The organism is Brevundimonas sp. VNH65 (genome assembly GCF_049445955.1).
GTDB lineage: Bacteria > Pseudomonadota > Alphaproteobacteria > Caulobacterales > Caulobacteraceae > Brevundimonas.
Map to the genome: position 1 here is coordinate 184,467 of NZ_JBMSDX010000003.1, position 9,027 is coordinate 193,493.

Sequence of the window (9,027 nt, forward strand, 5' to 3'; positions counted from 1 at the left end):
AGATTTGCGGAGATGGAAAGGACGGAAACGTAAGTATGGGGGCTTACGCCGCTTCCTTGGTCGCATAGGCGTTGAACACCCGGGCCAGCTGACCGGCGGGCGCTTGCAGCACGCCGGCGATCTTGGTCGCGGGCGCATTGAGCAGGCCGATGAGCGAGGCGCGGACTTCGTCGAGGGTCGGCAGCTTGGAGAGAGCCTCCACGCCCTTCGGATCGACGACGGTTTCGCCCATGAAGCCGCCGACGATCACGAACTTGTCGTTGCCCTTGGCGAATTCCGTGGCGACCTTGGCGGCCGTGCCGGGGTTTTCGGCATACGCGATACCGACCGGACCCTTGAACAGGCCGTGGTATTTCGAGCCTTCCTCGGCTTCGAGCGCCTTCAGCGCCAGGCGGTTCTTGACCACCTTGAATGCGCCGCCGGCGGTACGCAGCCGGCCACGCAGGTCTTCCATTTCCGCAACGGTCAGACCCAGGTTGTGGGTCACGACCACGCTGCCCGCGTCGGCGAACACGCCCTTGAGCGTCTCGATCGACTCGGCCTTTTGTGCGCGATCCATTGCGGTCTCCCGTTCAGCATTCGTCGCCGGGAACAGCCCCGACGCCGTTTGGCCGAAGCGTCTCCCGTCACCGAGAGGCGTTCTGGCCGGTCGTATTGTCCGAAGGATGCGACTGACGCCGTCGTCCCGACTGGCGGGCCGAACCGGTCATGTCTCGCGTCCCCATCTCCCCACGGCGCCAGAGGGCTCTCTGACAGTTACGGCGAAGGTGGCCCCCTCGCCCCGAAGTTCTCGGACAGGCTCGCCCTGACCCCGATATCGAGAGAGGTCATGACGAAGAAGCGGCGCTCATACAGGCGAAGTCCGACGAAATCAACCACCCCCCGCCATTCCGTCGAAGCCGCCTGCGGCGCCCCCGCCACGCCGGCGACAAAGCCGCGACGCTTCGTCCGATGCCGGATTGACGGCGTTCGGCGACTGGCGACATTACAGATCGTCAATGATGACGGCGAGAGCATGACCGTGGTCGAACTTGTCGGCGAACAGGCCGAGCTTCTGAGGCAGGCCAGCCAGGCCCTGGCGCGCCAGGACGCCGCCCAGGCCCTGGCTCTCATCGACCGGGCCGACGCCTTCGGCGTGACCCACAATGCGGTGCTCAATCGGTCTCTGGCCCTGCGGCTGCTGGGCGATTTCGCCGGATCCCTGGTGCAGGTCGACCGCGCCCTGTCGATGCAGCCGTATGACTTCATCGCCCTTCTGGCCAAGGGCGCCCTGCTGGAAAAGCTCGGACGGCCCAAGGCGGCGGTCGAGCCGTACAGGAACGCCCTGAAGATCGCGCCGACCCGCGACCGCTGCCCCCCGGCCCTGCTGGCCCAGATCGACTACGCCTCGGAAGCCGTTCGCAAACACGCCGAGGCCCTGCGCGATCACATGCGCCAGTCGGTGGCCGAGGCCTCGGCCGACCTCGACCCCGCCACCCGCGAGCGCTTCGACGAGGGGCTGGAGATCTACGCCGGCCTCAAGCCCGCCCCGAAGCAGGAACCCATCCTGCTCAACTACCCGCGTCTGCCGGCCATCCCCTTCTATCACCGCTCCCTCTTCCCCTGGCTGGAGCGGCTTGAGGCCGGAACCGACATGATCCGGGCCGAGCTGGAGGCTCTGATCGCCTCGGACTTCGACCGCTTCGCCCCCTATATCGCCTATCCGCCCGAGGCGCCGGTCAACCAGTGGGGCGATCTCAATCACTCCCACGACTGGAGCGCCGTCTTCCTCTGGAAAGACGGCGCCAAACAGCCCGAAGTCTGCGACCGCTGTCCCGGAACCACCGCCCTGCTGGAAAGCCTGCCCATGGCCGACCAGCCGGGCTTCGCCCCGACCGTCACCTTCTCGGCGCTCCAGCCCCACACCCACATCCCCGCCCATACCGGATCGGCCAATGTGCGGCTGCTGTGCCACCTGCCGCTGATCCTGCCCGGCCCGGCCCGCTTCCGCGTCGGCAACGACACCCGCGAATGGAAGATGGGTCAGGCCTGGGTCTTCGACGACACCATCGAGCACGAGGCCTGGAACGACGCCGACGCCCTGCGGGTGATCCTGATCTTCGACGTCTGGAACCCGTTCCTGGCCGAGGGCGAAAAGGCCATGATCACCGCCATGATGCAGGCCCAGCGCCGCTTCATGGCCGACTGACGCGAGCCGTCCTATTCGCGCGGCGCAAACGCCCGAATCAGGGCCGCCAGGTCCGGCTCATGCACGGCCGCTGCGGCCTCTTCCAGGCTCATCCAGCGCCGGTCCCGCTCATGCGCCTCGGGCCAGGCACCCAACTGGATCAGCACCCGCAACGGATAGACCGCCACGACATAGGGCCGCACATCCTCCGCGCTGAACACCTTCTGATAGCGGAACACGCCGAGGGCGGTCTGACCGACCTTGCCCTGCACGCCGGCCTCCTCCATCGCCTCGATGGCGGCGGCTTCGGGATCGGTCTTGCCCGACATCCGCCCGCCCTTGGGAATGACCCAGCGCCGCGTCTCGCGCGAGGTGATCATCAGCACCTGCACGCCCGCCTCGGTCCGCCGCCACGGCAGGGCCGCCACCTGACGCGTTTCGGAACGGCCGGACCTCCTCGAGGACGCCATCACGACCTCCCGGCGGGGGCCGCAGCCAGGGTCGCTCCCGCCTCCCGTCGCATTCCGTCGCCTTCCGCCCTCGATCCACCCTCTCAAGCCGGACCGCAGCCCCCTCGTCAACCCATCCGTATCAGGACGATCCCGTCAGGGCTTGGCGGTCGTCTGACCCTCACAGCTGAAGGCCGCGCAGTACTTCTTGAACAGGTCCAGCATGAACACCTGCTGCGCCTCGACCATCGCCTCGCTCTGACGCACGCCCAGGTCGATCGATTTCGACGCGATCGAGCGGCCCTCCGGCGTCTCATAGAAGGCGATCTGCGCCTCGAGCTCCTGCCGGGTGAAGGTCTCGGCGTAGATGGGGATGAGGTCCTCCATCAGCTGCTCCATGAAGCGGGTCGCCATCCGGGGGGCGTTGTCGCGCAGCCAGGCCCGCTCCCGCTCCGGCACCTCTTCCATATCGCCCATCCCGGCCAGGACGGCGGCCTCGGTCTGCTTCATCAGGTTCGCCCCCTGCGACACCTGCACCAGCCGCCGCGCCAGGTCCATGCGGCGGTCCATGTCGCCGGTCTGGGCCACGGCCGGCGTCGTCACCGCCAGCAGCAGCGCGACGAGGGAAAGCAGAATACGAGCAGACATGGCCGGGGCCCTTCGGGTTCAATCGCTCCCAGCCTTCCCCCATCACGCGACCCGGGACAAATGAAAACGGCGGCGGAGATCGCTCTCCGCCGCCGTTCTCACTCGAACTTTATCAAAATCAGCCGATCGTGGCCGGATCGATCTTGAAGCCCGGGCCCATCGTCGAGGACAGGCTGATGCGCTTGATGTAGGTGCCCTTGGCGCCCGACGGCTTGGCGCGGTTCAGGGCGTCCAGGTAAGCCTTGACGTTGGCTTCCAGCGCGTCGACGGCGAACGAGGCCTTGCCGATGCCGCCGTGGGCGATGCCGGCCTTCTCGACGCGGAACTCGACCGCGCCGCCCTTGGCGTCCTTGACGGCCTGGGCGACGTTCGGGGTCACGGTGCCGACCTTGGGGTTCGGCATCAGGCCGCGCGGACCCAGCACCTTACCCAGACGACCGACCAGGGCCATCATGTCCGGCGACGCGATGACGCGGTCGAAGTCCATGAAGCCGCCGTTGATCTTCTCGTACAGATCCTCGGCGCCGACGTGCTCGGCGCCGGCCGCGCGGGCTTCATCGGCCTTGGCGTCCTTGGCGAAGACGGCGACCTTGACGTCGCGGCCCGTGCCCGACGGCAGGTTGACGACGCCGCGGACCTGCTGGTCGGCGTGACGGGGATCGACGCCCAGGTTGACGGCGATCTCGATGGACTCGTCGAACTTGGCCTTGGCGTTGGCCTTCACGGCCTCCACGGCGTCGGTGATCGACATCAGGACCTGGGTGTCGCCGGTGCGGGCCTTCTGGGCCTTGGTTTGCTTGGCCATGTGCTTAGCCCTCCACCACGTCGAGGCCCATCGCGCGGGCCGAGCCTTCGATGATCTTGGTCGCGGCGTCCAGGTCGTTCGCGTTCAGATCCTTCATCTTCTTTTCGGCGATCTCGCGCAGCTGCGAGACCTTGATCTTGCCGGCCACTTCACGGCCGACCAGCTTGGAGCCCGACTTCAGGCCGGTGGCCTGCTTCAGGTACCAGGTCGCCGGTGGCGTCTTGGTGACGAAGGTGAACGACTTGTCCTGATAGACGGTGATGACGGTCGGAAGCGGGGTGCCCTTGGCTTCCTTTTCGGTCCGCGCGTTGAACTCCTTGCAGAAGCCCATGATGTTCACGCCGCGCTGACCCAGGGCCGGGCCGATCGGGGGCGAAGGCGTGGCCGAACCGGCCGGCACTTGCAGCTTGATATAGCCGAGAATCTTCTTGGCCATTGGTCTCTCCTGTGAATGACCCGAACACGCGGTCCGGGCCGGTGAGCCGTGGTGCGGCATGGCTGCCTCCCACGGATTTGACGCACCACGGACCGAGGTCCGCCGAGCGAAGGCGCGCCTGTATCAGAGCGCCTGTTCAAAAGCAAACGGCGGCTCCAGGGAGCCGCCGCTGCAAAACCGTCTGTCGGGGCGATCAGGCCGCGACCTTCTCCACCTGGCTGTACTCCAGATCGACCGGGGTCGGACGGCCGAAGATGGACACGGCCACGCGCAGGCGTGCGTTGTCCTCGTCGACGCTCTCGACCTGGCCGTCGAAGCTGGCGAACGGGCCGTCGATGACCTTGACGTTCTCGCCGATGTCGAAGCGGATCGTGGGTTTGGGACGTTCGACGCCCTCTTCCACGGCGCCGATGATGTTCTGGACCTCACGCTCGGAGACCGGCAGCGGCTTGGTGCCGCCGGCGGCGCCCAGGAAACCCGTCACCTTCGGCGTGTCCTTGACCAGGTGATAGGCGTCGTCCGTCAGCTCCATCTTCACCAGCACATAGCCGGGGAAGAACTTGCGCTCGGAGTTGACCTTGCGGCCGCGGCGGATCTCGACCACGTCCTCGGTCGGCACGAGGATTTCAGAGAACTGGTCTTCCAGCCCGCGCTGCTTGGCCTGGTCGCGCAGGTGCTGGGCCACCTTCTTCTCGAAGTTGGAATAGGCGTGGACGATGTACCACTTGTGCCGGGGATTGGAGGCCGGCTTGTCGGTCGCCGCGTCGGTCATGGGAACGAGATCCTTGGCTTAACCGATGCTCAGAACCTGCCCGGACGCCCAGGCCAGAACGAAGTCAACGATCCAGAAAAACAGGGTGGCGATGGCCACCATGATGAAGACCATCACCGAGGTGATCCAGGTCTCCTTGCGCGACGGCCACACGATCTTGCGGGCCTCGGCGCGAACCTGGCTGAAGAACTGCGGGATCGACGTCCGCTTCTTGGGTTCGGCGGCCTCGACCGTGACGGTCTGGCCGGCGGTCGCGACCTGGGGCTTGGCGCCCTGCGGTCGCTTGCCCGGAATCTTGGCCTTGGCCATCAGCTGCTCTTCAACACAATTGATCCTGCCGCCCCAGATGGGGTGTTCCATCCGGCGGCGACAGGGGGAGGGAAAAAATGGCAGGAGTTGGGGGACTCGAACCCACGACCCCCGGTTTTGGAGACCGGTGCTCTACCAGCTGAGCTAAACTCCTAGACAAGCACGCGACCGAAACGACCGCGCATTCGCCAGAGGCGGGGCTTTAGCAAGCCCCCCGATCCGAGGCAAGGCCGCGTCGCCGTCCGCCGGAATGTAAACTCCGGTCAATCCTGCGGCCCCAAGCTTCGCGTTGACGTAGTGTTTGCCAGTGGGCGCGTAACCTCCGGGCGATATTCGGGGTCAGGGGCGAGGCGACAGTGCGCATTCCACAGTTCACAGCACCAGGCTGGATCCGGCGCCTGACGGGCATCCGCGCAGACCGTCGCGGCAATGTGGCGATGATGTTCGCCCTGGCCGCCCCGGTCGTGGCCCTGATCGTCGGCTTCGGCATCGACCTGACCCGTCATCAGGTGGCCCGCAGCGCCGCCCAGGATTCCATCGACTCCAGCGCCCTGGCCGCCGCGGCGTCAGGCACATCCGACATCGACGAACTGACTGAACTGGTGAACGCCTATCTCGCCGCAAACGTCGATCCTAAACAGATCAACACCGGCTACACCGTCGATGTCCGCTATGAGAACGAGACAGAACTGAACGTCAGCCTCAAGGGCGATATCGACGCCTATTTCGGCGGCCTGTTCGGCATGTCCAAACTGCCCGTCAATGTCTCGGCGGTGGCCCAGCGCGGCACGGCCGACGCGGTCGAACTGGCCCTGGTTCTGGACAACACCTGGTCGATGTCGGATTCGGCGGGCGACGGCCAGACCCGCATCCAGGCATTGAAGGCCGCCGCCAGGACCCTGACCGACGCCCTGATGCTCAAGGACGACGGCCGGGTGAAGATCGGCGTCGTGCCCTATGCCGAATACGTCAACGTCGGCACCGGCAATCGCGGCCAGACATGGGTCTCCGTCCCCGCCGACTACTCCACCACCAGCAATCCGTCCCCGCGCGTTTGCGAGACCCGCACGACCAGATCGGTCTGCACCGGCGGCGTGCGCGGAACCTGCACCCGCTACAACGACGGCGTGCCGGAACAGTACGCCTGCTGGACCACGCCACAGACCTGCACGACCCAGACCGTCGCTCCGTATGAATACTGCACCGGCGGCGGCAATCCGACGACGACCAACTATCGCTGGTACGGCTGCGTGCGTTCCCGCAACAGCGGCAGCCTGCGCCTCAACGACAGCCTGCCCGAAACGCCCTATGTCGGCTTCCTGGGCACCAGCCAGCGATGCCTGAACCCGATTCTGCCGCTCAACGAGACCAAGGCGACCGTCACCTCGACCATCGACGCCCTGGTGGTCAATGTCGGCTCCTACCGGCCCAACACCCACATCCCGTCCGGCCTGATCTGGGGCGTCAATGTCCTGTCGCCCACGGCGCCCTTCACCGACGGCCGGGCCTACAGCGTCGGCAACACCGCGCCGCGCAAGATCCTGGTCCTGATGACGGACGGCGAGAACACCCTGCGGTTCCAGGCGTCTGACGGCCAGCATCTGGCCCTATCGTCGAACGCCACCACGGCAGCCAGCCAGTTGACCCAGACGAACAGGGACGTGTCCGATATCTGCGTCTACGCCAAGAGCCAGGGCATCGAGATCTACACCGTGGCCCTGGCGGTCGATTCAGCGACGGCCCGAACCATGCTCCAGAACTGCGCCACCGACGCCGACCACTATTTCGACGCGGCCGACAGCGCTTCCCTGGTCCAGTCGTTCGCCGACATCGCCGCCTCGATCAACGCCGTGCGGCTGGTGAAATAGGCCGGACGGCCGCCCGACAGGCCCGGAGCGGCTCAGTCCTCGTGCTGGGCCGCCACCGCCTCGCGCTCGTCTTCAGCGCGCACCACCTGCCGGAACAGCAGCTTGTCGATCCGCCGATCGTCCATGTCGACGACCTCGACCTCGAACCTGCCGATCTGGAGGGTCTCGCCCTCGTCCGGCACGCGCGACAACTGGTGCAGGACCAGGCCGGCGATGGTGTGGAACCCTTCCTTCTCGCCGAAGTCCTCGCCGAGGATGTCCGCCAGTTCCTCGATGTCCATCTGGCCGTCCACCATCCAGGTGCCGTCCTCGCGCTGGCGAATATGAGGCTCGACCTCGTCATGCCCCTCGTTGAAGTCGCCGGCGATCATTTCCAGCAGGTCGGTGGCCGTGATCACGCCCTCGAAGGCGCCGAACTCGTCGACGATGAAGGCCATGTGGACCCTTGAGCCCTTCATGATCTCCAGCGCCTTCAGCACCGAGGTCGACTGCGGAATGAAGGCGGGCTCGGCCACCAGCTTCTCGACGTTGAACTCGCCGTTGTCCAACAGGCTGTCCAGCAGGTCCTTCTTGTGGACGACGCCCAGCGGATTATCGACGTCGTTCTCCTTGGCCACGACGATGCGCGAATAGGGGCAGGTGCGAATTTCCTCGCGCAGCAGCTCCTCGGGATCGTCCAGAGCGATCCAGAACACCTCGTGGCGCGGCGTCATGGCCACCCGCACTGGCCGGTCGCCCAGGGTCAGGATCTCCTCGATCATCGTCTGTTCTTCGGGCTCGATCAGACCGGCCGACGTGCCTTCGGCGATCATGGTCTCGACCTCTTCCTGGGTGACGTCGGAACCGTCGCGGTCCTTCACGCCCAGAAGTTTCAGGATGCCCGACGTCGACGCTGTCAGCAGCAGGACGAACGGCTTCATCACCAGCGCCAGGGTTGAGATCGGCCCCGCCATCTTCGACGCGACCGCCTCCGGGAAGATCAGGGCGATCCGCTTGGGCACCAGTTCGCCGACGATCAGCGAGACATAGGTGATGAACACGACCACCAGCCCGGTGGCGATGGCTTCGGAATAGGCCGCCAGAGCCGGAATCGTCTGTTCCAGCATGCGGTTCAGCTCGCCCGCGATCGAGGCCTGGCCATAGGCGCCCGCCAGAATGCCGATCAGGGTGATGCCGACCTGCACCGCAGACAGGAACTGGGTCGGCTCCTCGGACAGCTTCAGGGCCTTGCGGGCCCCGCGATCCCCCTTCTCCGCCCGGCTCTGCAGCTTGGACTTGCGCGACGAGACGACCGCCAATTCGGTCATGGCGAACAGGCCGTTGAGCACCACGAGGAGCAGAACGACGACGACAGCGATCAATAACATCTAGGGGGTGGGGGGACCGACGCGGCGCGACAGACGGCGTCCGCATCAACGCCCATAAAGGAAATCCCGCGTTTCCGCCACGGATTCGTTCAGATGCGGCGTTTCGGCCGTGCTCAGAGTGTCGATTGCACGGCGGCGAGCGTTCCGGCGACACGCTCCGGCGCGGCGCAGGCCGACATCCCGATCAGGGTGCCGATGAACAGTCC

Annotated in this window: 10 protein-coding genes and 1 tRNA gene; 2 read left to right on the forward strand and 9 right to left on the reverse strand. The window is 66.1% G+C overall.

All coding sequences use genetic code 11. The features are described 5' to 3' along the window. Positions 1 to 43: 43 nt before the first annotated feature. Positions 44 to 559, reverse strand: a complete 516-nt coding sequence (rplJ, locus tag ACO2Q1_RS07795; RefSeq protein WP_423328932.1) for a 50S ribosomal protein L10 — start codon at positions 557 to 559, stop codon at positions 44 to 46. A gap of 456 nt (positions 560 to 1,015) precedes the next feature. Here rplJ and ACO2Q1_RS07800 point away from each other — a divergent pair, with 456 nt between their 5' ends. Then, positions 1,016 to 2,188 (forward strand): aspartyl/asparaginyl beta-hydroxylase domain-containing protein, encoded by a 1,173-nt coding sequence (locus ACO2Q1_RS07800; protein WP_423328933.1) that lies wholly within the window; start codon positions 1,016 to 1,018, stop codon positions 2,186 to 2,188. 11 nt (positions 2,189 to 2,199) lie between these two features. On the opposite strand, the gene ACO2Q1_RS07805 is transcribed toward ACO2Q1_RS07800, so the two are convergent. The 7 genes from ACO2Q1_RS07805 to ACO2Q1_RS07835 form a co-directional block, all read right to left on the reverse strand. Then, on the reverse strand, positions 2,200 to 2,637 hold the full coding sequence (locus ACO2Q1_RS07805; RefSeq protein ID WP_423328934.1) for an NUDIX hydrolase: 438 nt from the start codon (positions 2,635 to 2,637) through the stop codon (positions 2,200 to 2,202). Positions 2,638 to 2,772: 135 nt separating this feature from the next. Beyond that, entirely contained in the window at positions 2,773 to 3,264 is a 492-nt protein-coding gene (locus ACO2Q1_RS07810) for a DUF2059 domain-containing protein (protein WP_423328935.1), read from the reverse strand. Positions 3,265 to 3,382: 118 nt separating this feature from the next. Beyond that, positions 3,383 to 4,069: a 50S ribosomal protein L1 gene (gene rplA / locus ACO2Q1_RS07815; RefSeq protein ID WP_423328936.1), complete on the reverse strand. Its 687-nt coding sequence runs from the start codon at positions 4,067 to 4,069 to the stop codon at positions 3,383 to 3,385. A 4-nt stretch (positions 4,070 to 4,073) separates the two neighbouring features. Then, on the reverse strand, positions 4,074 to 4,505 hold the full coding sequence (gene rplK, locus ACO2Q1_RS07820) for a 50S ribosomal protein L11 (protein ID WP_423328937.1): 432 nt from the start codon (positions 4,503 to 4,505) through the stop codon (positions 4,074 to 4,076). Positions 4,506 to 4,698: 193 nt separating this feature from the next. Continuing rightward, the gene (nusG, locus tag ACO2Q1_RS07825; RefSeq protein WP_423328938.1) at positions 4,699 to 5,277 is read right to left on the reverse strand and encodes a transcription termination/antitermination protein NusG; all 579 of its coding nucleotides are present in this window, start codon (positions 5,275 to 5,277) and stop codon (positions 4,699 to 4,701) included. An 18-nt stretch (positions 5,278 to 5,295) separates the two neighbouring features. Next, positions 5,296 to 5,586 carry a preprotein translocase subunit SecE gene (gene secE, locus ACO2Q1_RS07830; RefSeq protein ID WP_423328939.1) on the reverse strand — a complete coding sequence of 97 codons (291 nt, stop codon included), beginning with the start codon at positions 5,584 to 5,586 and terminating at the stop codon, positions 5,296 to 5,298. A gap of 78 nt (positions 5,587 to 5,664) precedes the next feature. After that, positions 5,665 to 5,740 (reverse strand) — tRNA-Trp (locus ACO2Q1_RS07835). A gap of 202 nt (positions 5,741 to 5,942) precedes the next feature. Between ACO2Q1_RS07835 and ACO2Q1_RS07840 the strand changes: the two genes are divergently transcribed. Then, positions 5,943 to 7,454, forward strand: coding sequence for a pilus assembly protein TadG-related protein (locus ACO2Q1_RS07840; protein WP_423328940.1), 1,512 nt, complete (start codon positions 5,943 to 5,945; stop codon positions 7,452 to 7,454). A 32-nt stretch (positions 7,455 to 7,486) separates the two neighbouring features. On the opposite strand, the gene ACO2Q1_RS07845 is transcribed toward ACO2Q1_RS07840, so the two are convergent. Continuing rightward, positions 7,487 to 8,821, reverse strand: a complete 1,335-nt coding sequence (locus tag ACO2Q1_RS07845; protein ID WP_423328941.1) for a hemolysin family protein — start codon at positions 8,819 to 8,821, stop codon at positions 7,487 to 7,489. Positions 8,822 to 9,027 lie beyond the last annotated feature (206 nt).

What these genes read in the sequence shown, in the direction of transcription:
- ACO2Q1_RS07845 (WP_423328941.1), bottom strand. Translation starts at nt 8,821, where the DNA reads ATGTTATTGATCGCTGTCGTCGTCGTTCTGCTCCTCGTGGTGCTCAAC.
- rplK (WP_423328937.1), bottom strand. Translation starts at nt 4,505, where the DNA reads ATGGCCAAGAAGATTCTCGGCTATATCAAGCTGCAAGTGCCGGCCGGT.
- nusG (WP_423328938.1), bottom strand. Translation starts at nt 5,277, where the DNA reads ATGACCGACGCGGCGACCGACAAGCCGGCCTCCAATCCCCGGCACAAG.
- ACO2Q1_RS07810 (WP_423328935.1), bottom strand. Translation starts at nt 3,264, where the DNA reads ATGTCTGCTCGTATTCTGCTTTCCCTCGTCGCGCTGCTGCTGGCGGTG.
- secE (WP_423328939.1), bottom strand. Translation starts at nt 5,586, where the DNA reads ATGGCCAAGGCCAAGATTCCGGGCAAGCGACCGCAGGGCGCCAAGCCC.
- rplJ (WP_423328932.1), bottom strand. Translation starts at nt 559, where the DNA reads ATGGATCGCGCACAAAAGGCCGAGTCGATCGAGACGCTCAAGGGCGTG.
- ACO2Q1_RS07800 (WP_423328933.1), top strand. Translation starts at nt 1,016, where the DNA reads ATGACCGTGGTCGAACTTGTCGGCGAACAGGCCGAGCTTCTGAGGCAG.
- rplA (WP_423328936.1), bottom strand. Translation starts at nt 4,069, where the DNA reads ATGGCCAAGCAAACCAAGGCCCAGAAGGCCCGCACCGGCGACACCCAG.
- ACO2Q1_RS07805 (WP_423328934.1), bottom strand. Translation starts at nt 2,637, where the DNA reads ATGGCGTCCTCGAGGAGGTCCGGCCGTTCCGAAACGCGTCAGGTGGCG.